20 protein-coding genes and 6 tRNA genes are annotated in these 21,204 nt (G+C 72.2%); 3 read left to right on the plus strand and 23 right to left on the minus strand.

Annotated elements, in window-relative coordinates; translation table 11 throughout:
* Positions 1-24 precede the first annotated feature (24 nt).
* A complete protein-coding gene (gene lon / locus ANAE109_RS17535; RefSeq protein ID WP_012098222.1) occupies positions 25-2,457 on the minus strand; it encodes an endopeptidase La in 2,433 nt (810 codons plus the stop codon).
* Positions 2,458-2,747: 290 nt separating this feature from the next.
* Here lon and ANAE109_RS17540 point away from each other — a divergent pair, with 290 nt between their 5' ends.
* Positions 2,748-4,463: an aminotransferase class V-fold PLP-dependent enzyme gene (locus ANAE109_RS17540; RefSeq protein WP_012098223.1), complete on the plus strand. Its 1,716-nt coding sequence runs from the start codon at positions 2,748-2,750 to the stop codon at positions 4,461-4,463.
* A 76-nt stretch (positions 4,464-4,539) separates the two neighbouring features.
* On the opposite strand, the gene clpX is transcribed toward ANAE109_RS17540, so the two are convergent.
* The 4 genes from clpX to ANAE109_RS17560 all read right to left on the minus strand — a co-directional run bounded on the left by clpX (position 4,540) and on the right by ANAE109_RS17560 (position 7,938).
* Complete coding sequence (gene clpX, locus ANAE109_RS17545) at positions 4,540-5,778, minus strand: ATP-dependent Clp protease ATP-binding subunit ClpX (protein WP_012098224.1); 1,239 nt, start codon at positions 5,776-5,778, stop codon at positions 4,540-4,542.
* A gap of 80 nt (positions 5,779-5,858) precedes the next feature.
* Complete coding sequence (gene clpP / locus ANAE109_RS17550) at positions 5,859-6,473, minus strand: ATP-dependent Clp endopeptidase proteolytic subunit ClpP (protein WP_012098225.1); 615 nt, start codon at positions 6,471-6,473, stop codon at positions 5,859-5,861.
* Positions 6,474-6,485: 12 nt separating this feature from the next.
* Positions 6,486-7,778, minus strand: coding sequence for a trigger factor (gene tig, locus ANAE109_RS17555; RefSeq protein WP_012098226.1), 1,293 nt, complete (start codon positions 7,776-7,778; stop codon positions 6,486-6,488).
* A gap of 78 nt (positions 7,779-7,856) precedes the next feature.
* A tRNA-Leu gene (locus ANAE109_RS17560) sits at positions 7,857-7,938 on the minus strand.
* 66 nt (positions 7,939-8,004) lie between these two features.
* Between ANAE109_RS17560 and ANAE109_RS17565 the strand changes: the two genes are divergently transcribed.
* On the plus strand, positions 8,005-8,412 hold the full coding sequence (locus ANAE109_RS17565; RefSeq protein WP_012098227.1) for a hypothetical protein: 408 nt from the start codon (positions 8,005-8,007) through the stop codon (positions 8,410-8,412).
* 155 nt (positions 8,413-8,567) lie between these two features.
* On the opposite strand, the gene ANAE109_RS17570 is transcribed toward ANAE109_RS17565, so the two are convergent.
* The 16 genes from ANAE109_RS17570 to ANAE109_RS17645 form a co-directional block, all read right to left on the minus strand.
* Positions 8,568-8,640: transfer RNA gene (locus tag ANAE109_RS17570), tRNA-Lys, on the minus strand.
* Positions 8,641-8,755: 115 nt separating this feature from the next.
* Positions 8,756-8,832 (minus strand) — tRNA-Arg (locus ANAE109_RS17575).
* A gap of 20 nt (positions 8,833-8,852) precedes the next feature.
* Positions 8,853-8,928 (minus strand) — tRNA-His (locus ANAE109_RS17580).
* Between the two features lie 42 nt (positions 8,929-8,970).
* Positions 8,971-9,047: transfer RNA gene (locus ANAE109_RS17585), tRNA-Arg, on the minus strand.
* A 61-nt stretch (positions 9,048-9,108) separates the two neighbouring features.
* Positions 9,109-9,182 (minus strand) — tRNA-Pro (locus ANAE109_RS17590).
* 67 nt (positions 9,183-9,249) lie between these two features.
* Positions 9,250-9,942 (minus strand): RdgB/HAM1 family non-canonical purine NTP pyrophosphatase, encoded by a 693-nt coding sequence (gene rdgB / locus ANAE109_RS17595; RefSeq protein ID WP_012098228.1) that lies wholly within the window; start codon positions 9,940-9,942, stop codon positions 9,250-9,252.
* Between the two features lie 5 nt (positions 9,943-9,947).
* Positions 9,948-10,664 carry a ribonuclease PH gene (gene rph, locus ANAE109_RS17600; RefSeq protein WP_012098229.1) on the minus strand — a complete coding sequence of 239 codons (717 nt, stop codon included), beginning with the start codon at positions 10,662-10,664 and terminating at the stop codon, positions 9,948-9,950.
* Positions 10,665-10,718: 54 nt separating this feature from the next.
* A complete protein-coding gene (locus ANAE109_RS17605; RefSeq protein ID WP_012098230.1) occupies positions 10,719-11,465 on the minus strand; it encodes an N-acetylmuramoyl-L-alanine amidase in 747 nt (248 codons plus the stop codon).
* A 139-nt stretch (positions 11,466-11,604) separates the two neighbouring features.
* Positions 11,605-12,651, minus strand: a complete 1,047-nt coding sequence (gene selD, locus ANAE109_RS17610) for a selenide, water dikinase SelD (RefSeq protein WP_083776950.1) — start codon at positions 12,649-12,651, stop codon at positions 11,605-11,607.
* A 50-nt stretch (positions 12,652-12,701) separates the two neighbouring features.
* Entirely contained in the window at positions 12,702-13,400 is a 699-nt protein-coding gene (locus ANAE109_RS17615) for a tetratricopeptide repeat protein (RefSeq protein ID WP_041449372.1), read from the minus strand.
* A gap of 79 nt (positions 13,401-13,479) precedes the next feature.
* On the minus strand, positions 13,480-14,286 hold the full coding sequence (locus ANAE109_RS17620; RefSeq protein WP_012098233.1) for a nuclear transport factor 2 family protein: 807 nt from the start codon (positions 14,284-14,286) through the stop codon (positions 13,480-13,482).
* On the minus strand, positions 14,270-15,046 hold the full coding sequence (locus tag ANAE109_RS17625; protein WP_012098234.1) for an outer membrane protein assembly factor BamD: 777 nt from the start codon (positions 15,044-15,046) through the stop codon (positions 14,270-14,272). Before ANAE109_RS17625 ends, ANAE109_RS17620 begins: the two co-directional genes overlap by 17 nt.
* A gap of 59 nt (positions 15,047-15,105) precedes the next feature.
* Positions 15,106-15,600, minus strand: a complete 495-nt coding sequence (locus ANAE109_RS17630; RefSeq protein WP_012098236.1) for a RecX family transcriptional regulator — start codon at positions 15,598-15,600, stop codon at positions 15,106-15,108.
* A gap of 73 nt (positions 15,601-15,673) precedes the next feature.
* A complete protein-coding gene (locus ANAE109_RS17635) occupies positions 15,674-16,147 on the minus strand; it encodes a hypothetical protein (RefSeq protein WP_012098237.1) in 474 nt (157 codons plus the stop codon).
* A 106-nt stretch (positions 16,148-16,253) separates the two neighbouring features.
* Positions 16,254-17,528: a type IV pilus twitching motility protein PilT gene (locus ANAE109_RS17640; RefSeq protein WP_041448475.1), complete on the minus strand. Its 1,275-nt coding sequence runs from the start codon at positions 17,526-17,528 to the stop codon at positions 16,254-16,256.
* 71 nt (positions 17,529-17,599) lie between these two features.
* The gene (locus ANAE109_RS17645; protein ID WP_012098240.1) at positions 17,600-18,682 is read right to left on the minus strand and encodes a lysylphosphatidylglycerol synthase domain-containing protein; all 1,083 of its coding nucleotides are present in this window, start codon (positions 18,680-18,682) and stop codon (positions 17,600-17,602) included.
* Between the two features lie 113 nt (positions 18,683-18,795).
* Here ANAE109_RS17645 and ANAE109_RS17650 point away from each other — a divergent pair, with 113 nt between their 5' ends.
* The gene (locus ANAE109_RS17650) at positions 18,796-20,058 is read left to right on the plus strand and encodes a phosphatidylserine/phosphatidylglycerophosphate/cardiolipin synthase family protein (protein ID WP_012098241.1); all 1,263 of its coding nucleotides are present in this window, start codon (positions 18,796-18,798) and stop codon (positions 20,056-20,058) included.
* 69 nt (positions 20,059-20,127) lie between these two features.
* Here ANAE109_RS17650 and rpsI read toward each other — a convergent pair whose 3' ends face one another.
* On the minus strand, positions 20,128-20,520 hold the full coding sequence (gene rpsI / locus ANAE109_RS17655; RefSeq protein WP_041449375.1) for a 30S ribosomal protein S9: 393 nt from the start codon (positions 20,518-20,520) through the stop codon (positions 20,128-20,130).
* Between the two features lie 12 nt (positions 20,521-20,532).
* Complete coding sequence (gene rplM / locus ANAE109_RS17660; RefSeq protein ID WP_012098243.1) at positions 20,533-20,982, minus strand: 50S ribosomal protein L13; 450 nt, start codon at positions 20,980-20,982, stop codon at positions 20,533-20,535.
* Positions 20,983-21,204: the final 222 nt, after the last annotated feature.

Consider the following 21,204-nt stretch of genomic DNA (forward strand, 5'->3'; position numbering starts at 1 on the left):
GCGTCGGGATTGTTTCACGGCCTCTTAAGCCTGGGCCGCCGCCTCCGGATGCTCCGGCGCCGACGCCTCCGGCGCGCGACGCAGGAACGTGTCGGCGTGCTCGAGCACGAGCGCCTCGCGCAGCACGTCGTCGGCGTGGTCCACGCACACGATCTGCAGCCGCTCGCGGACCTTCTTCGGGATCTCGCGGATGTCCTTCTCGTTCTCCTTCGGGATGAGGACCTTCTTGATCCCGCCGCGGTGCGCCGCGAGCACCTTCTCCTTCAGCCCGCCGATGGGCAGGACCCGCCCGCGCAGCGTGATCTCGCCGGTCATCGCGACGTCCTTGCGGACGGGGAAGCGGCAGAGCGCCGACACGAGCGTGGTCGCCATGGTGATGCCGGCGGACGGGCCGTCCTTCGGGATGGCGCCCTCCGGGACGTGCACGTGGATGTCGACGTTCTCGAGGAAGCGCTTGTCGAGCCCGAGCAGATCCGCGCGGGAGCGCACGTAGCTCATGGCCGCCTGGGCGGACTCCTGCATGACCTCGCCCAGCTTGCCGGTGATCATGAGCTTGCCCTTGCCGGGCATCACCTGGGCCTCGACGGTGAGCAGCTCACCGCCGAGCTCGGTCCAGGCGAGCCCGGTGGTGAGGCCGATCTGATCCTTCTCCTCCGCGGTGCCGTAGCGGTAGCGCGGCGGCCCCAGGTACTTCTGCACGGCCTTCTCGGTGACCACGTACTGCTTGCCGTCCAGCGAGTCCTGCTTCAGGACGTCCTTGGCGATCTTGCGGAAGACGGAGCCGACCTCGCGCTCCAGCGAGCGGACCCCGGACTCCTTCGTGTACTTGTGGATCAGCGCCTTGAGCGCGCTGCGCTTGAACTCCACGGGCACCTTCTCGAGCCCGTTCACCTCGCGCTGCTTCGGGATGAGGTAGCGCTGCGCGATGGAGAGCTTCTCGAGGTCGGTGTACCCCGCGATGCGGATGACCTCCATGCGGTCCTGCAGCGGCCCGGGGATCCCGCCCATCGTGTTGGCCGTGCAGATGAACATGACCTTCGAGAGGTCGTAGTCGAGGTCGAGGTAGTGGTCGTTGAAGTTGTGGTTCTGCTCGGGGTCGAGGACCTCGAGGAGCGCGGCGGAGGGATCGCCCCGGAAGTCGGTGGACATCTTGTCCACCTCGTCGAGGAGGAACACCGGGTTCCCCGAGCCGGCCTTCTTCAGCGACTGGATGATCTTGCCGGGCAGCGCGCCGATGTAGGTGCGCCGGTGGCCGCGGATCTCGGCCTCGTCGCGGACGCCGCCGAGGCTGATGCGGACGAACTTCCGGTTCATGGCGCGGGCGATGGAGCGCGCCAGCGAGGTCTTGCCCACGCCGGGCGGGCCGACGAAGCAGAGGATGGGGCCCTTGATCTTCTCGACGAGCTTCTGGACGGCGAGGTACTCGAGGATGCGGTCCTTGGGCTTGCGGAGCCCGTAGTGATCCTCGTCGAGGATCCGCTCCGCCTCGGGGATCTCGAGCTTGTCCTCGGTGTACTCGTACCAGGGGAGCGTGAGGATCCAGTCGATGTAGTTGCGCACCACCGTGGCCTCGGCGCTCATCGGGCTCATCATCTTGAGCTTCTTGAGCTCCTTCTTGGCCTTGAGGGTGGCCTCCTTCGACATCTTCTTGTTCTTGATCTTCTCCTCGAGCTCCTGGATCTCGTTCTTGAACTCGTCGCGCTCACCCAGCTCCTTCTGGATGGCCTGCATCTGCTCGTTTAGGTAGTACTCCTTCTGCGTCTTCTCCATCTGCTTCTTGACGCGCGTCCGGATCTTCTTCTCGACCTGCAGGATCTCGATCTCGCCCTGCATCAGCTCGTAGAGCTTCTCGAGCCGCTTGGTGGGCGACTCGGTCTCGAGGATCGACTGCTTGTCGTTCAGCTTGAGGGAGAGGTGCGCGACGATGGTGTCGGCGAGGCGCGCCGGGTCGTCGATCGACGCGACGCTGGTGAGCATCTCCGGCGGGATCCGCTTGTTCAGCTTGACGTAGGCCTCGAAGGTCGACTGCACCGAGCGCATCAGCGCCTCGAGCTCGACGGTGCGATCGCTGGTCTCCTCGATCTCCTCCGCCTCGGCGAGCAGGAAGCGCTCGGAGTCGAGGAAGCGCTTCACGCGCGCGCGGAGCTTGCCCTCGACGAGCACCTTCACCGTGCCGTCCGGCAGCCGGAGCAGCTGGATGATCGTCCCGATCGTCCCGACCGCGAAGATGTCCTCGGCGGACGGCTCGTTCGTCTTCGCCTTCTTCTGGGCGCACAGGAGGATGGCCTTGTCATGGGCCATCGCCTCCTCGAGCGCCGCGATCGACTTCTGCCGGCCGACGAAGAGCGGCACCACCATGTGCGGGAACACGATGATGTCGCGGAGCGGAAGGAGCGGGAGGCTGCGGGTCCTCTTCCCGTCCCTCCTGCCGTCGTCGTTGCGCGAGAAGATGGGCACGTCTGTCGGCTCCTTGGCGGCCAGGCGGGGGAACCCGCCGGCGGGTTCGAGATTTCTACCACCATGTAACAGCGGACCGGCCGGGCTTCTTCGAGCCGAACCGTGCACACCACACAGGGACTTCGCGCGCCCGCCCGGACGCGCCACGTGCGCCCGCCGGGGCGTCGAGGAGGAGCCCCGTCCCGCCCGGGAGCGAGGCGCCGCGCGGCGATCGGGCGGCGGCCCGGCGCTGACGCGAGGCCGTCCGGTCGCCTGGCGGTCCGCCCTCCGGGCGGCTACAACCGAGCGCCATGACGTTCGCCGAGGCCACCGCCCTCCTTCGCGCGTCCGAGATCGGCCGCCGCACGTTCGTCCAGTCGCCGCTCGGCCCCCGCCTCGTCACCTACGCCGACCTCACCGCCTCCGGGCGCGCGCTCTCGTTCGTCGAGGCGCGCGTGGCCTCGGCGCGGCCCCTCTACGCCAACACGCACACGGCCCTCTCGACGACCGGCCGGGCCATGACGCGCCTGCGCGAGGACGCCCGCGCCGCCATCGCCCGCTGCGTCCACGCCTCGGAGGAGGACGTGGTGCTGTTCGTCGGGAGCGGAGCGACCGCCGCGGTGAACAAGCTCGTCGGGCTGCTCGGGCTGCGGATCTCCGAGCCGCTCGAGCGCCGCTACCGCCTCTCGGGTGCGATCCCCGACGGCGAGCGACCCGTCGTGCTCGTCTCGCCGTACGAGCACCACTCGAACGAGCTGCCCTGGCTCGAGTCGGTGGCCGACGTGGTCGAGGTGGAGCTCGACGCCGCCGGGCGGCTCGACCTCGACGACCTCGCCCGCAAGGCCCGGGCGCACGCCGGCCGGCCGCTGCGAATCGGGGCGTTCTCCGCCGCCTCCAACGTCTCCGGCGCCCTGTCCGACGTGCGGGGCATCGCGCGGGTGCTCCACGCCCACGCCTTCCTCGCCTGCGCGGACTACGCCGCCGCGGGGCCGTACGTGCCGATCGACATGCACCCGCCCGATCCGGCGGAGCGGCTGGACGCCATCTTCGTCTCCACCCACAAGTTCCTCGGCGGACCGGAGGGCTCCGGGATCCTCGTGGCGCACCGCGCGCTGTTCCGCAGCCGCGCGCCGGAGCGCCCCGGCGGCGGCACCGTCGACTACGTGGGCCCCGGCGAGGCCCCCGGCCCCGCCGCGCCCGCGCGCCTCTCCGTCGACTACACGGGTCGGCTCGCGGAGCGCGAGGAGGGCGGCACGCCCGACATCCTCGGGGACGTGCGCGCCGGGCTCGCCTTCCTGGTGAAGGAGCTCGTCGGGCCCGAGCGCATCCTCGCCCACGACGTCGCGCTCGCAGAGGCCGCGGTCGCGCGGCTACGACGGCAACCGCGCGTGCGGCTCTACGGCCCGTCCACCGGGCCGCGCCTGCCCATCCTGTCGTTCAACGTCGAGGGCCTGCACCATGCCCTCGTGGCGACGCTCCTCGACGATCTCTTCGGGATCCAGAGCCGGGCGGGCTGCTCGTGCGCCGGGCCTTACGGCCACCGGCTCCTCGGCATCGGCCCGGAGCGCTCCGCGGAGTTCCGCCGCGCGATCGCCGCCGGCGTGCAGGCGCTGAAGCCGGGCTGGGTGCGCATCTCGCTCCCCTACCACGCCACCCCGGCCGAGGTGGACTTCCTCCTGTCGGCCATCGAGCTCCTCGCCGAGGAGGGCGAGGCGTTCGTGCCGCTCTACCGGCTGGGCTGGATGGACGGCACCTGGCGCCGCGCGGCGGGAGCGCCCCCGGAGCCGTGTCCGGTGGACCTGCGAGTGGGATCGCTCGCCGACCTCGCCGCTCCGGGCGCCGCCCCCGAGCCGCCGCTCTCCGACGAGGAGGCCGACGCGCTGCGGACCGGCTACCTCGCCGAGGCCCGCCGGCTCGCGGGCGAGCTGCGCGCGCGCTGGGCGGCGGCGCCGCCGCGCTGGAACGCCCCGACGGGCGAGCCGCTCGCCGACCGGCTCACCTGGTTCCGCTACGTGCACGCGTCCTGAGCGGGGGGACGCCCCGCCAACGCGAACGGGGCCGCCGAGGCGGCCCCGTCCCGGAGGCGAGGGCGGCGACGAGCGGCTACGCGCTCTCCGCCTCCTTCTGCATCACCACGAGCGGCGCTTCCTTCTTGTCGATCACGTCCTCGGAGATCACGATCTCCCGGACGTTCCGGCGGCTCGGCACGTCGTACATGATGTCGAGCATCGCGCTCTCGAGGATGGCGCGGAGCCCGCGGGCGCCCGCCTTGTTCTTCGTCGCCGCGCGCGCGATGGCCTTGAGCGCGCCGTCCGTGAACTTGAGCGAGACCCCGTCCATCTCGAGCAGCCGCTTGTACTGCTTCACGAGGGCGTTGCGCGGCTTGGTGAGGATCTCGATCAGCGCGGGCTCGTCGAGCTCCTCGAGGCTCGTGATCACCGGCAGGCGGCCCACGAACTCCGGGATCATCCCGAACTTGAGGAGGTCGTCGGGCTCCACCATCGCGAGCAGCTCCCCGATGTTCTTCTCGCTCTTGGAGGTGACGTCGGAGCCGAAGCCCAGGCTGCGGCCGCCGGAGCGGCGCTCGATGATCTGCTCGAGGCCGCAGAAGGCGCCGCCGCAGATGAAGAGGATGTTGGTCGTGTCGACCTGCAGGAACTCCTGCTGGGGGTGCTTGCGGCCGCCCTTCGGCGGGACGTTCGCGACCGTGCCCTCGATGATCTTGAGGAGCGCCTGCTGCACGCCCTCCCCCGACACGTCGCGGGTGATCGACGGGTTCTCGCTCTTGCGGGCGATCTTGTCGATCTCGTCGATGTAGACGATGCCCTTCTGCGCCCGCTCGATGTCGTGATCGGCGGCCTGCAGCAGGTTCACGATGATGTTCTCGACGTCCTCGCCGACGTAGCCGGCCTCGGTGAGGGTCGTCGCGTCGGCGATCGTGAACGGGACGTTCAGGATCTTGGCGAGCGTCTGCGCGAGCAGCGTCTTGCCCGAGCCGGTGGGGCCGAGGAGCAGGATGTTCGACTTCTGCAGCTCGACGTCGTCGATCGAGACGCGGCTCTCGATCCGCTTGTAGTGGTTGTGGACCGCGACCGCGAGCGTCTTCTTGGCTCGCTCCTGGCCCACCACGTACTCGTCGAGGATCGTCTTGATCTCCGACGGGCGCGGGACGCGGAGCTTCTGCTCGCGCTTCTCCTCGCCGGCGATCTCCTCCGCGATGATGTCGTTGCAGAGGCCGATGCACTCATCGCAGATGTAGACCGTCGGCCCAGCGATGAGCTTCTTGACCTCCTTCTGCGACTTCCCGCAGAAGCTGCAGCTCAAGGTCTCGCGCTTCTCCAAAGCCTACCTCCTCGTCACGAGCACGCTCACCCGGCTGCTGCCCCCCAGGGTACCCCGGCGCGACCGCCCTCTCGAAAATCTTACTGCGCCTTCTTCTCCGTCGCCTTCGGCTTGTGCACGATCACTTCGTCGATGAGGCCGTACTCCTTGGCCTCGCCGGCCCCCATGAAGTAGTCGCGATCGGTGTCCTTCTCGATCCGCTCCAGCGGCTGCTTCGTGTGCTTCGCGAGGATGTCGTTCAGCTTCGCCTTGAGCCGAAGGATCTCGCGGGCCTGGATGTCGATGTCGGTGGCCTGTCCCTGGAACCCGCCCATCGGCTGGTGGATCATGATGCGCGCGTTCGGGACGGCGAACCGCTTGCCCGCCGCGCCCCCGGCCAGGAGGAACGCGCCCATGCTGGCCGCCTGGCCGAGGCAGATGGTGGACACCTGCGGCTTCACGTACTGCATGGTGTCGTAGATCGCGAGGCCGGAGGTCACCGAACCGCCCGGGCTGTTGATGTAGAGGCTGATGTCCTTGTCCGGGTCCTCGGACTCGAGGAACAGCAGCTGCGCGATCACCACGTTCGCGACGTCGTCGTCGATCGGGGTCCCGAGGAAGACGATCCGATCCTTGAGCAGGCGCGAGTAGATGTCGTAGCTCCGCTCACCGCGGTGCGTCTGCTCGACGACGTAGGGCATCGGGATGTAGGGCATGGGACCGGGTTCCTAGGCGGGCTGGATGTTCGCGGCCGAGGACAGCAGGGCGAGCGCCTTGTCCTCCCGCACCTTGTTCTTTAGTGCTTCGCGCGCGTCCTTGCCGCGCATCTGCTGCTGGACCTTCGCAAGGGGCGCCCCCAGCTCCTCCGCGATGCGGGCGGCCTCCGCCTGCAAGTCCTCATCCGTGACCTCGATCTTCTCCGCGTCGGCGATGGCCTCGAGCAGGAGCGCCCCGCGCACCTGCAGCAGGGCCTGCTCCCGCATGTCGGCGCGCATCTTGGCGAAGTCGAGCTCCAGGCGCCGGATGTCGATCCCCGAGCGGGCGAACCGCTCCGCGGCCCCCTCGAGCATCGAGTCGATGGCGCGCTCGACGAGCGCGGGGGGGACCTCGAACTCGTTCTTCGCGAGCGCCGCCTTGACCAGCGCGTCCTTCACCTCCGACTCGGCGCGACGCTTCTCGCGCTTCTCGAGGTCCGCGCGGATGCGCGCCCGCAGGGCGTCGAGCGTCTCGATGCCCTCCACCCCGGCCTCCTTCGCGAGCGCGTCGTCCAGCGCCGGGAGCTGGCGCGTCTTGAGCGCCTTCAGCGTCACCTTCATGTGGGCGGTCTTGCCGCGCAGCTGCTCGACCCGGTGATCCTCCGGGAACGGCTCGTCCAGCTCGACCGTCTCGCCCAGCTTCTTGCCCTTCAGGGCCTCGAGGTTCCCGTCGGAGATGGCGCCCGGGGCGACCTTCACCGTGACGCCCTCGGCCTTGCCGCCCTCGAACGGCTTGCCGTCGATCGTCCCCTCGTGGTCGATCACGGCCCAGTCGTCTTCCTGCGCCTCGAACCGACCCTCCACCGGGACGAGCTGCGCCAGCGAGTCCTGCAGCCGGCTCAGCTCGTCCGAGACCATCTGGTCCGTGACCTCGGGCGCCTTCCGCGTGACCTCGAGTCCCCGGTAGTCCTTCGGCGCGATGGCGGGCTTGACCTCGACCCGGGCGGTGTAGCGGATCGGCTTGCCGTCCGCGACGCCCTCGGAGACGGAGACGTGCGGCGGCGCCACGAGCGGGAGCGACTCGACCTTCACCGCCTCGGCGAACGTCTGCTGGACGATCTTCTCGAGGACCTCGCTCTCGACCTCGGCGCGGAACTGACGCTCGAGCACCTTGCGCGGCGCCTTGCCCGGCCGGAAGCCGCGCAGCTTCACCCGCCGCCCGAGCCCTGCGTAGGCGCGCTCGAGCTCCTGGGCGACTCGGTCGGGGTCGACCTCGATGCTGACCTTCCTCTCGACGGGGGAGACGTTCTCGACCTGGATCTTCATGTCGTTTCGGGCCCTTCTGGCGGATCGCGGAAAGCCGGTAGTGCTATGTGCGTGGGGCGGGGGTGGTCAAGCGCGAAATGGGCGGGGAGGGACTCGAACCCTCACGCCTCTCGGCGCCAGATCCTAAGTCTGGTGCGTCTGCCAGTTCCGCCACCCGCCCGATGGCGACGACCTTTACCACGCCCGCCGCAGACGACGGCCCGGGTTTGTAGTACGAGATGGCCCCGTGACGGTCGCTCACCAGCATGCCCCGGAAGAGAAGTGCCTGCCCGGCTGCCCGGCGTGGGCGGAGGGGGTGCTCGAGCTCTACGCGGTCCAGCACCGCTACGCCGAGATGCTGGAGGCCTGCCGCGCGGCCCAGGCGATCGAGTGCGTGATCGTCGCGCCGAACGCGTTGGGCGTGAAGCTCCCCGAGTACCTGAAGGACGAGGAGCTCGTCCGGCTGAACCTGGTGGTGGAGCGAGACACCCCCGAGGTGCTGCTCGACGAGTGGGGCGCGCGCGCCGAGCTGACGTTCCGCGGGCGCCGCTTCGAGTGCGCCCTGCCCTGGCCCTCGATCAAGGCCGGCATCCTGCGTCCCCCCGAGCGCAAGCGCCCCCGTTTCGGCGTCATCGAGGGCGGCAAGAAGGACTGAGGAAGAAGGCTTCCGGCCACGGGCTTAGGGCTACGGAGAGGCTCGCGACGGCCGCTTCCCGACGTCTCGGGCCCGTAGCCTCACGCTCCGGCTGCGGGCCGCTCACGCGCCACGAAAGTCGACGGGGACCCGGCTTTCGCCAGATCCCCGTCGTGTGAGCGCGGAAGGAATCGAACCTTCAACCTATGGATTAAGAGTCCATTGCTCTGCCAGTTGAGCTACGCGCCCGAGTGCTGCTCGGGATGGCCGAGGGGCCGCGTATCTAGCAGCCTCCCCGCAGCATGTCAACGCCGGTTCGCGCTCCGGCGCAGCCTCATCCGGCTGCGCCTCCGCGCCGGACGGTTGGCACGCCCGGAGGGAGTCGAACCCCCGACCCGCGGCTTAGAAGGCCGCTGCTCTATCCAGCTGAGCTACGGGCGCAGGTGCCCTTCGAAAACGAATGGGGTGAGTAAAGGGGCTCGAACCCTTAACCCCCGGATCCACAGTCCAGTGCTCTACCGATTGAGCTATACTCACCGTAAACCAAAAAGTCGGCGCGCCCGGAGGTCGCGCCGTGCGTGGCGCGCCCGGAGGGAATCGAACCCCCGACCTGCGGCTTCGAAGGCCGACGCTCTATCCAACTGAGCTACGGGCGCCATGCTGCTTGGGATCGCCGCGAGCTTCCTCGGCGTCCCGGCCATCCCATGCTGTCAAAGATCGGGGCGGCGGGATTCGGACCCGCGACCTCCTGCGCCCAAGGCAGGCGCGCTACCAGGCTGCGCTACGCCCCGGAACACCAGAAGGCCCGAGGCCGCCGTTTCCGAGAACGCCCGTCTCTAGCCTCTCGCCGTGCTGGCGTCAAGCGCCCTCGCGCGCGAGCCGCTCGAGCAGCGAGCGAATCCTCCGGAAGGCGTCGCCGCGGTGCGAGATCGCGTCCTTCTCCTCCGCCGAGAGCTCCGCCATCGTCCGCCCGCCCTGCCCGTCCGGAACGAAGAGCGGGTCGTAGCCGAACCCGCCCGTCCCGCGGCGGGCGTGGCCGATCCGTCCGCGGCAGACCCCCGCCACGCTCGCCACCAAAGAGCCGTCCGCGCGGGCCACCGCGAGCACCGCCTCGTACTGCGCGCCGCGCCGCTCGTCCGGCAGCCCGGCGAGGGAGCGGAGCAGCTTGTCGTTGTTCCGCTCGTCGCGCGCCCCGCGCCCGGCGACCGGGCCCAGCTCCGCTGCGGCCGCCTCGGCGAGGTCGCACACGGGGCTCGCCGGCGCCGGCCCTGGCTCCTCGTCCGACCAGCGCGCGGAGCGGACCCCAGGGGCTCCTCCGAGCGCGTCCACGGCGAGGCCCGAGTCGTCGGCGAGGGCGGCCATCCCCGCGAGCCGCGCGTAGGTGGAGGCCTTCTTCTCGGCGTTCGCCTGGAACGTGGCGCCGTCCTCCTCGACCTCCGGGAGGGCGCGCGGCAGCTCGTCGGGCGACACGACGCGGATGGGCAGCCCCGCGACGAGCCGCCGGAGCTCCTTCAGCTTGCCGGGGTTCGTCGAGGCGAAGAGGAGATCCACGGCGTTCAGCCCCGCAGCGCCTGCTCCTGGCGCTCCTTGAGACGCCCGATGGCCTCGAGCGCCGCGTCCACCATCCGGTCGAGATCGGACCGCGGGAACGGCTTGCCCTCCGCCGTGCCCTGCACCTCGACGAGCGCGCCGTCGCCGGTCGCGACGACGTTCATGTCCACCTCCGCCGTCGAGTCCTCCCCGTAGTCGAGATCCACGCAGACCTCGCCCTCGACGAGGCCGACGGACACGGCCGCGACGCTGCGCGCGAGCGGGTTGCGCGAGAGGGTCTTCCGCTGCTGGAGCCCCCGCAGCGCGAGCGCGAGCGCCACGTAACCGCCGGTGATGGCGGCCGTCCGCGTGCCCCCGTCCGCCTGGATGACGTCGCAGTCGAGCGTGACGGTGCGCGTGCCCAGGGCGCGCAGGTCCACGGCGGCGCGGAGCGCGCGGCCGATGAGGCGCTGGATCTCGAGCGTGCGGCCGCCCTGCTTGCCGCGCGCCGCCTCCCGTGCCATCCGCTCGTGCGTCGAGCGCGGCAGCATCCCGTACTCGGCGGTGACCCAGCCCGCGCCCGTACCGTAGACGTGCGGCGGGACCTTCTCGTCCACCGAGGCGGTGCAGAGCACGTGCGTGTCGCCGAAGCGCGCGAGGCAGGAGCCCTCGGCGTGCTTCGACACGCCGGGCTCGAGGACGACGTTCCGGAGATCCCGCGGGCCGCGACCGTTCGTGCGCATGGGGCGGCGAGATAGCACGAGCGTGAGCCCGCCGCCACGGCTTCGGGCCCGACCTCACCTACTCGCCCGGCGCGCCGCGTTCCGCCAGGCCGCGATCCCCTCCGCGATCGCGGCGGCGATCCGCTCCTGGTACTCGGGCGCCCGCAGCCGGGCGGCCTCGCCCTCGTGAGAGATGAAGCCGACCTCGAGGAGCACCGCCGGCATCCGCGCCCCCGCGAGCACGTAGAACGGCGCCTGCTTCACGCCGCGATCCTCCGCGCCGAGCCCTCCGACGAGCTGATCGTGGATCGCGTACGCGAGCCGCGACGACCCCGCGAGCGCGTCCTGGTCCTCGAGATCCTGCAGGATCGCCGCGACCGGATCGGCGGGATCGAGCTCCGGCTCCCCGGCGAGGCGATCGGCGTTCTCGCGGGCGGCCACCGCCGTGGCGGAGGCGTCGGTCGCGTCGGGTGAGAGGAAGTAGGTCTCCACGCCGGCGGAGTGCCTGCGGGCCTCCGCCGTCGGCATCGAGTTGAGGTGCACCGAGACGAACAGGTCTGCGCGGAGCGCGTTCGCCACGGCGGCGCGGTTCGCGAGCGGGACGGCGATGTCGCCCGTGCGGGTGAGCACCACCTTGCCGCCGACGGCGCGCAGCCGCGCGGCGACGCGGCGCGCGATCTCGAGCGCGAGATCCTTCTCCTTCTCGCCGGAGGGCGAGAGCGCGCCCTCCTGGTCGCCCCCGTGGCCTGGATCCACCACCGCGACGAACGCGGGGCGAGGCGCGGCGGCGAGGAGGAGGGCGGCGGCGATCCCGGCGAGCATCGGCGCCGATTCTAGCAGACGATCTCACGAGCGCTGCGCCGCCGCCCCGCCGACCTGGCCCTGGCAAAGGGCGTCGGCGCCGCCGTACCCGCTCGCAGGGTCCGTGCGCCACCGCGGGCGGCTCCGCTCGCCTCCCGGACTAGAAGACCTCGATCCGCGGCGGGTCACCCTCGGCCACCTCGCCGATGGCCACCGCCTGCACGCCGGCGGCCCGCAGCGCCTCGAGCAGCGTGCCGGCGCGGGCGCCCTCCACCGCGGCGAGCAGCCCGCCGTTCGTCTGCGCGTCGGCGAGGACGATGGGCGTCGTGGGGTGGAGCCCCTCGGCGAAGAGCACGTTCGGCCGGATCCAGCTCAGGTTCGCGCGCGAGCCGCCGGGCACCACGTCCTGCGCCGCGAGGTCGCGGACGCCGGGCAGGACGGGGATCGCCTCCGCGCGCAGCCTCAGGCTCACCCCCGAGCCCTCCGCCATCTCCCAGCCGTGGCCGAGGAGGCCGAAGCCGGTGACGTCCGTGAGCGCGTGCACGGCGCCGCTCGCCGCGAGGAGCTCGCCCGCCGTGCGGTTGAGCGCGCTCATCACCTCGATGGCGCGCTCGATGAGCGCCGCGTCGGCCTTCTCGCGCTTGATGGCGGTCGTCGCGATGCCGCTCCCGAGCGGCTTCGTGAGGAGGAGGACGTCGCCCGGGCGCGCGCCGACGTTGCGGAGCACGCGGTCGGGGTGGACGATCCCGGTGACGGCCATGCCGTACTTCGGCTCGGGGTCGTCGATCGAGTGGCCCCCGAGGATGGGCGCCCCCGCGAGCCGCGCCGACTCCGCGCCGCCGCGCAGCACCTCCCCGAGCATCTCCATGGGCAGCTTCGCGACCGGCCAGCCGACGAGGTTCAGCGCGAAGAGCGGCCGCGCCCCCATCGCCCACACGTCCGAGAGCGCGTTCGCCGCGGCGATGCGGCCGAACCAGTAGGGGTCGTCCACGACGGGCGTGAAGAAGTCGACCGTCTCGACGATGGCCTCGGTGTCCGACAGCTTGTAGACGGCCGCGTCGTCGCGCGTCTCGGTCCCCACGAGGGCGCGCGGCTCCTCGACCCTGGGCACGTGGCGCAGCACCTGCGCCAGATCCGCCGGGCGGATCTTGCAGGCTCAACCCGCGCCGTGGCTCATGCTCGTGAGACGGATCTTCTCGAGCTCCATGCGATCCCCATACTGGCGCCGCCGCGCGCGGGCAACGGCCGGCGCCGACGTCAGGCGCCGGCGACCTGGAGGTAGAGCTCCGCGTTCCGGTTGCCGGGAGAGACCTCGAGGACCGCGCGCCACTGCGCGACGGCGTCCTCCCTGCGCCCGCCCCCGTACAGCGCGAGGCCCAGGTTCAGGCGGGCGAGGACGTAGGAGGGGTTCTGCCGCACGACCTCCTCGTACTCGCGGATGGCCTGCTCGCGATCGCCCGCGTCGCGCAGCGCGCCCGCGAGCTTCGCGCGGATGTCGCAGAACGCGGGGCCGAGCGCGAGGGCGCGGCGGTACTCGGCGATGGCCTCCTCGTGCAGGCCGGCGGAGAGGTACACGTCGGCGATGTCCGCGTACATGTTCGCGAGCTTGCCCTGGACGTAGCGGTCGAGCTTCCCGTGCGCGGCGCCGGAGCGGGAGAGCGCGTGCCGATACGTCTCCTGCGCCTCGCGGTACTTGCCGGTGTCGTTGTAGGTGACGGCCAGGTTGAGCGCCGCGTCCGTGTACCCGGGGTTTATCCGCAGCGCCGCCTCGAACGCCCGCAGCGCCTTCTGGTACTGGCCCTGGTCGTGGTAGACGACGCCCAGCATGTTGTAGACGTCGGCGAACGAGGGGTTCGACTCGACCACCTGCGTCAGGTACGTCTCCGCGAGGCCGTAGTCCTTCTTCAGATAGTACGCGCGCCCGAGCGCGAGCGACTGCTTCAGGGTGTCGTCCACGGAGCCCTCCGGCCGCGCAGCGTAGCACGCGGACGGCGTGGCCACGCCGATCATGACGGCGCCCCCCGGCGCGCGACGATCACAGCCCCGACGCGATGGCCCAGCGCTCCCCTTCGCGGACGAGCTCGTAGCGGGCGCGCAGCGCGCGCGGCGGCTCCTCGCCCACCGCGAGCTCGTAGTCCTCGCCCACGATGGCGCGGTCGCGCTCGACCCGGATCTGCCACGCCGAGATCCGCACCCGCGCCGCGGGCGCCGCGCGGAGATCCTCGCGGAGGCGCGCGAGCAACGCGTCCTTGCCGCCCGCCCCGGCGTACCGCTCCGAGACGAGGCGCGCGTAGGAGTCGGGATCCCGACCGTTGAACGCGTCCTCGCGCCGGAAGAGCGTGGCGAGCACGCCCTTGAGGCCCGCGAACTGCCGCCCGTCGCCGCACCAGCCGGCGGCGTTGCACCGGCTCATCTCGAACGCCTCGCGCCCCACGTACGAGAGCTGCGCGCGCTCGTCTCCCCACGCCACGTCGCCGTCGGCCTCGACGACGGCCACCACGCGCGCCTTGCCCCCATCCACCGCGACCACCACGTCCTCGTAGCGCACCGCGCGCAACGAGGCGGTGCCGCCCGAGCGGAAGCCGTAGACGTCGGGGACGCGGGCGCGATCCTGGCGCGCGAGCGCCGCCTTCACCTGCGTCTCGGGGCTCGAGACCGCGAGGCCGGCGCCCCCGCAGGAGATCCTTCCCCACAGCGCCCACGCCGCCGCGGCGGCGAGGAGCGCGAGCAGCGACGGGACGAGGTGGGGAGCGCCGACCCGCGCCGCCCGCTCCCGGCGGACGCGCGCCCGCGCGCCGAGCTCCGGACGCGGCGCCCCCGGCGGCTCACCGGAGGGACGCAAGGAGCTTCTCCGCCTCCGGGCGCCGCGGGTCCTGCGGGTGCTTCACGATGAGCTTCTGGAGCGCCGTCCGGGCGCGGTGCTTCTCGTCGATCTCGAGGTACGAGCGGGCGAGCTTCATGAGCGCCTCCGCCTCGTGCCGCGACCCGGGGTACTTCGCGACGAGGGCCTCGTAACGTCCGGCCGCGCCCGCCCAGCGCTTGCGCTTGAAGTAGTACTCGCCGACGTACCACTCGTGCGACGCGAGGCGCCCCTCCGCCTCGGCGAGGAGCTTCCTCGCCTGGGGCGCGTGCTTCGAGTCGGGCTTGGCCTGCACGAAGTCGCGCAGCGCGCGGGCGGCCTTCTCCACCTGCCGCTGGTCCTTCTCGTGGGCCGGCGGGAACAGGACGAAGTCGCCGGGGGCGTCGCGCAGGTACGAGAGGCCGACGCGGAGCTCCGCGTACTCGACCTCCTCGTGCGTGGGGTGCATGGTCACGAACTGCTGGTAGGCCTCGGCGGCCTCGACGTAGCGCTCCTGGTCGAACTTGAGGTCGGCGAGCCGCAGCTCGGAGAGCGGCGCGTACTTCGAGAACGGGAACTTGGTCCGGACGTACTCGAAGAACTTCACCGCCTCCGAGAAGTTGTCGTGCTTGAGCTCGTCCACGCCCGCTTCGTAGTTGGCCTCGGCCGTCGGCTCGTACTTGATCTGGCCGCTGAAGCTGACGCGCTTCGAGCCGCACGCGGACAGGAGGACACAGAGCGCGAGGGCGGCGGGGAGGCGCATGAGGCCGGGGAGGATAACAGAGGCCCGCCCGGCGCGCAGCCGCGCTCGGAGGCCGTGATTCAGGCGTCCTCCCAGATCCCCAGCACCCGCGCGACGACCGGGCCGGCGAACCCGCGCCCGAGCAGGAAGCGCGCGAGCCGCCGGCGCGCCCGATCGTCGAGCGTCTCGAGCGCCGCCCCGCGCGCGCGGCGAGCCGCGAGGGCGCGGCAGAGCGCGACCTCGCCGCCCTCCCCCTCCCCCTCGGCCTCCGCGAGCGCGGCGGCGACGGCCGCGCGCGCCTCTGCGCCCGCGATCCCGGCCGTGCGCAGCCGCCGCTCCGCGAGCCGCGGGCCGAGCCGCCCGGGCGCGACGAGCGCGCGGGCACGCGCGCGGGCGTAGGCCGCGTCGTCGAGGTAGCCGAGCCCGCGCAGCCAGCCCACCACCGCGTCCCCCTCCGCCCCCAGCTCGGCCTTCGCGAGCCGGGCGCGGAGCTGCGCCTCGGTGCGCGCGCGGCTGGCGAGGAGCCGGAGCGCGAGCGCCTTGGCGCGCGCCAGGGGGGGAGCGTCGTCCGCCATCGCGGGGGTCCTTCGCCTGCCCGGGGGCGCCATCGAGGTGACGCTACGCCGCGCGGCCGGCCCCGGGAAGCGCTCAGCCGGCGATGGTGAGGGACAGCTCGGCGCCGTTGCAGACGATGCGCGCGACCTGGCCGTCGTGCCGGGCGGTGGTGGCGCCGAGGCGAGTCTCGCCGACGTTCCACGCCGGCCCGAGCGCCTTCACGAGCTCCTCGCGGACGTGCTCGCAGCCGTCGCGGGGGGGAGCGGCGGCGAGCGAGACGGAGCGGACCCGGGGCAGATCCGCCTTGGCGGTGATCATCACCTCCTCGAAGCGGACCCCGGCGATGACCACCTCGGTCTTCGCCGTCGACGCGCGCGCGCCGACGGCGCTCGCGTCGCGCAGGTGAGGATCGAGCCGGGCGAGCGCCTCGTGGGCGCCGTCCCACGGCGAGCCGGGGAGCACCGGCAGGGCGCTCTCGATGCCCGGGCCGGAGGCGCGGGCGCAGGCCGAGGCGAGCGCGACGAGGAGGACCGCGGCAGCGCCGCGGGGGAGCGAGATGCGGGACACGGGTGACCTCCTGGAAGAGCAGCCGATATAGCGCCACTCGCCCCGCGGAGGAAGCCCCGGCCGAGCCGACGGGACGGGGCTCCACCCGCTTCCCGCCGGACGCGGCTCAGAAACGCTCGATCTGGAAGTCGTCCTCTCGCGCCTTCGCGGGGGCGGCCGCGGGCCGCGGTGCGACGGGCGGGACGGGCGGCCGTCCGGGCTGCGCGCGCGCGGCGGCGGCCGCGCCCGCGGGCGGCCGCGCGGCGGCGCCGGGCGCGGGCGGCCCCGCGGGATCGGCCTTCTCGAACGAGTCCCACTTCGAGTCGCTCGTGCCCGACACGCCGGAGACGCGGAGCGCGAAGTCGTCGGGGTTCGTCGCCTGCCGCAGCGCCTCCTCGTAGGTGATGAGCCCGGACTTGAGGAGCGACATCAGCGACTGGTCGAAGGTCTGCATCCCGTACGAGACGTGGCCCTGGGCGATGGCCTCCGGGATCTCCTTCGTGCGGTCCTTGTCCTCGATGAGCTCGCGCACGCGCGCCGTCGCGAGGAGCACCTCGATGGCCGGGACGCGGCCCTTGCCGTCGGCGCGGGGCACGAGCCGCTGGCTGATGACGCCGCGCAGCACCGACCCGAGCTGGAGCCGGACCTGCTTCTGCTGGTAGGGCGGAAACGCCGAGATGATGCGGTTGATGGTCTCGGTCGCGTCGAGCGTGTGGAGCGTCGACATGACGAGGTGGCCCGTCTCCGCCGCGGTGAGCGCGGTCTCGATGGTCTCGAGGTCGCGCATCTCGCCCACCAGGATGACGTCCGGATCCTGGCGCAGCGCGCTCTTCAGCGCGTGCCCGAAGCTCATCGTGTCGACGCCGACCTCGCGCTGGTTCACGATCGAGCGCTTGTCGCGGATGAGGAACTCGATGGGATCCTCGATCGTCATGATGTGGCAGGTCTCGGTCGCGTTGATGTGATCGATCATCGCCGCGAGGGTGGTGGACTTGCCGGAGCCGGTGGTGCCGGTGACGAGGACGAGCCCGCGTTGCTCGGCCGCGAGCTTCTCGAGCACCTTCGGCAGCATGAGCTGCTCGATCGACTGGATCTTGAACGGGATGACGCGCAGGACCACACCGAGGGTGCCGCGCTGCTGGAAGACGTTCACGCGGAAGCGGCCGAGGCCCGGCACGCCGTAGGCGAGGTCCACCTCGTTCGTCTGCTTGAACTTCTCCTTCTGGTACTCGTTCATGATCCCGAAGGCCATCCGCGCGATCTCCTCGGGCGGGAGGCGGCGCGCGTCCTTCAGCGGGAGCAGCGCTCCGTCCACCCGGAACATCGGCGGGAGGCCCGCCTTGAGGTGGATGTCCGAGGCGCCGCCGCGGAGCGCGACCTGCAGGATCTCGTTGAGTTCCATCGCGCGCGGAGCGTAGCACCGCGATCCGGGTGGATCCATTGCCGGAACCGCGGGACGGCGCGCCGCTGCGCCTATGTAGGCGAGCGTGAGTGACCGTCGGTGGAAGCCGCCGCGGTGCGCTCCTCCGCGCGGGTCGTGAGCTCGGCGACCTCGCGCCGGCGGCGGCGCAGCTCGCGCAGGGCGCCGCGGCGCGCGACCGCGGAGACCGCCCCCACCGCGACGCTCGCCGCGACCATCGCCGCGTGCGTGAGCACCGCCAGCGCCGCCGCGTCGTCCGGCGCCGCCCCCAGCCGGCGCGCGCCCCACGCCGCGAGGCTCCAGTACACCCCGGTGCCGACCGGCAGGCCGGGCGTGAGCTGGCCGAAGGTGATCACGGCGACGAGCACCGCCCCGCCGGCGATCCCCTCGTCGACGCCGAACGCGGCGAGCGGGATCGTGTACGCCGCGGCGGCGGTGAGCGCGGGCGCCACGGCGGCGAGGAGCGCGAGCCCGAGCCGCCCCGGGCTCCCGACGCCCGCGAGCCCCGCGCCGAGCGCGCCCAGGGCCTCGCCGGCGCGCGGGAGCCGGCGCCCGAGCCGGGCGCCCGCGCGCGGGGCGAGCAGCGCCGTCGCCGCCGCCGCGACGGCGAGGGCCGCGAAGACCGCGGCGCCGGCCATCACGGCGCGGCCGAGCCCCTCGATCCGCGGCAGCGCCCAGGCGGCGCCCGCGCCCAGCACCACCACCGCGCCCATCTCGAGCAGCTTCGCGACGAGCTGCGACGAGAGCGCCGCCGCGAACGGCTCGCGCGAGCTGCGCGAGAGCACGAAGGCGGCCGCGAGCGGCCCGAGCTTGCCGGGCACGGTGTTGTGGACGAGGGCCCCGAGCGCCGTGGCGTGGTACGCGTCCCGGTACCGCGGGCGCGGCGGCGGGGCGACGAGCTTCCAGACGAGCGCGCGCCAGGCGAAGAGCGAGGCGGCGAGCGCGAGGAAGCCGGGCAGCCAGGCGGCGTGCTGTGGGAGCTGGCGGACGAACGCGCCGAGGTCGAAGCGGGGGACGAACGTGGGCCCGCCGTGCCACTCGACGCGGAAGAACACGAGCGAGACGAGCAGCGCGCCGAGCAGCGCGCCGGCGACGCCCGCGACGGCGTGGCGCGGGCGGACGGATCGGCGCGCCATGAGGTGAAGCTCGTCATCGCGCCGCGCCGGCACACCCACGCGCCGCGGACCCGGGGGGCTCGGTCCGCGCCCGGGACCGTGCCGCCGTCGCAGGGGGTGCAGAACGTACGATCGTGCGAACGCATCCCATCCTGGCCGGGCTCGCGCTCGGGACGGTGGGGGTGGCGGTCGGCGGTCACCTCACCCGCCGCCTCCGCCGTGCCCAGCTCTCGCGGCGCATGCTGCGGTACGCCGAGCAGGTCCCGCTGGACGTGCTGCTCGAGCGCGAGGTCGGCGTGCCGGTGCGGGGCGGCAACGCGATCGAGCTCATCGAGGACGGCGCCGTCTTCGACGCCCTCGAGGAGGAGATCCGCAACGCCCGCGAGCACATCCACGTCTGCGAGTTCATGTGGATGGGCAAGGGGAATCCGTCCGCCCGGATCGGGAAGGCGATCCTGGAGCGGCGCCGGGGGGTCACCTGCCGGATCGTGCTCGACTGGTTCGGCTCGAAGCGCTTCAGCGAGCCGCGCTTCGATCCCGAGCTCGAGCGGCGGCTCGTGGCGAGCGGCGTCGAGCTGCGGACCCACCTCCCCTGGCCCGATCCGTTCCGCCTCTCCCACCGGCGCATCTTCGTGTTCGACGGCCGGACCGCGCTCGTGGGCGGGTTCGGGATCTGGAAGAGCTGGCTGGGCGACGGGAACGGCCCCGACGAGTGGCGCGACACCTCGTGCCGCGTCCGCGGCCCGATCGTGTCCGACCTGCAGCGCGCGTTCGATCACAGCCTCCAGGCGGCGGGCGGCGAGCCGCTGCCGGGCTCGGCCTACCCGCGCCAGGGGCGCGCCGGCGACTGTCACGCCGCCGTGGTGGCGAGCACGCCCAAGTGGGCCCGCACCACCACCGCCGCGCGCATGTACTACGCCCTCATCGCCTCCGCGCGGAGGCGGCTGTACGTCGCGAACTCGTACTTCGTGCCGGACCGCTCGCTGCAGCACGTCCTCGTCGCGCGCGCGAAGGCGGGCGTGGACGTGCGCGTGCTCGCGCCCGGGCCGCACCACGATCAGCCCCTGGTGCGCGCCGGGCAGCGGCGCACGTACTCGCGCCTGCTGCGCGGCGGCGTCCGGATCTGGGAGTACGGCGCGTCCATGATGCACGCGAAGACGCTCGTCGCCGACGACGTGGCGGTGATCGGGTCCACCAACATGGACTCGCAGAGCCTGTCGTTCCTGTGGGAGACGTCGGTCGTGTGCGACGCGCCGCCGATCGCGCGGCGGATCGTGGAGCGCTACGAGCTCGACCTCGAGCGCTCGAGCGAGATCCGGCTCGAGGCGTGGCGGCGGCGCCCGCTGCGGATGCAGCTCGGCGAGCAGGCCGCGGGGATCACCGAGCCGTGGCTGTGACCGGCCCAAAGCACGACGGCCGGCGCCGCGGGGTCGCGGCCCGGCCGTCGAGCGTCGCTTCGGGGCGGACTAGCGCTTCGAGAACTGGAAGCGCTTGCGGGCGCCGGGGCGACCGTACTTCTTGCGCTCGACCGCGCGCGCGTCCCGGGTCATGAAGCCGGCCTTCTTGAGGATGGGCCGGTACTCCGGGTTGAGATCGCACAGCGCGCGGCTGATGCCGTGGCGGATCGCGCCGGCCTGGCCGGAGAGGCCGCCGCCGCGGGCGGTCACGAGCACGTCGAGCTTGCCCATCTGGTCGACGAGCTTCAGCGGCTCGACGAGGATCATCTTCGACGTCTCGCGGCCGAAGTACACGTCCATCGTGCGGCCGTTGATCGTGATGTTCCCGGTGCCGGGCACGAGCCGCACCCGGGCCACCGACTCCTTGCGGCGGCCGACCGAGATGTTCGCCTGAGTCGCCATCATCGTCTTTCCTTACTGCGCGAGGGGGAGCGCCTCGGGCTTCTGCGCGGCGTGCGGGTGCTGGTCACCCGCGTAGATCTTCAGCTTCGTCATCATCTGCCGGCCGAGCGCGCTCCGCGGGAGCATGCGGCGAACGGCGTTCTCGAGGATGTCCTCGGGGTGACGCTGGCGGAGCTTGTTCATCGGCGTGAGCTTCTCGCCGCCCGGGTACATCGTGTGGGTGAAGAAGACCTTGTCCGTCTCCTTCTTGCCGGTGAAGCGGGCCTTGCCCGCGTTCACCACCACGACGAAGTCGCCGGTGTCGAGGGAGGGCGTGTAGAGCGGCTTGTGCTTGCCCTTGAGGATCGACGCGATGCGGGTCGCGAGGCGCCCGACCGTCTGGTCGTTCGCATCGACGAGCCACCACCTGCGGCCCTTCAGGGCCTCGGCCTTCGTCGCGCTGTGGGTGGTGCCTTTGGCCATGGATGAACCTGGGGAAATCCCGAAATTGGAAACGCGCCTTTTAGAGGAGGGCCGCCCGGATGTCAAGGGCGAACCCGGCCGCCGAGAGAACCCGGGCGACGTCCTGAGGCCGGCGCAATCTAGCTCCTTCACGCCGCCCCCACAAGAGGCGGCGCCCCTTCTCTCGACGGCCCTCCCGCAGGCCGAGCTTGCGCCGCCGTCGCGCGCGGTGTGAACTCGCCC

The organism is Anaeromyxobacter sp. Fw109-5 (genome assembly GCF_000017505.1).
GTDB lineage: Bacteria > Myxococcota > Myxococcia > Myxococcales > Anaeromyxobacteraceae > Anaeromyxobacter.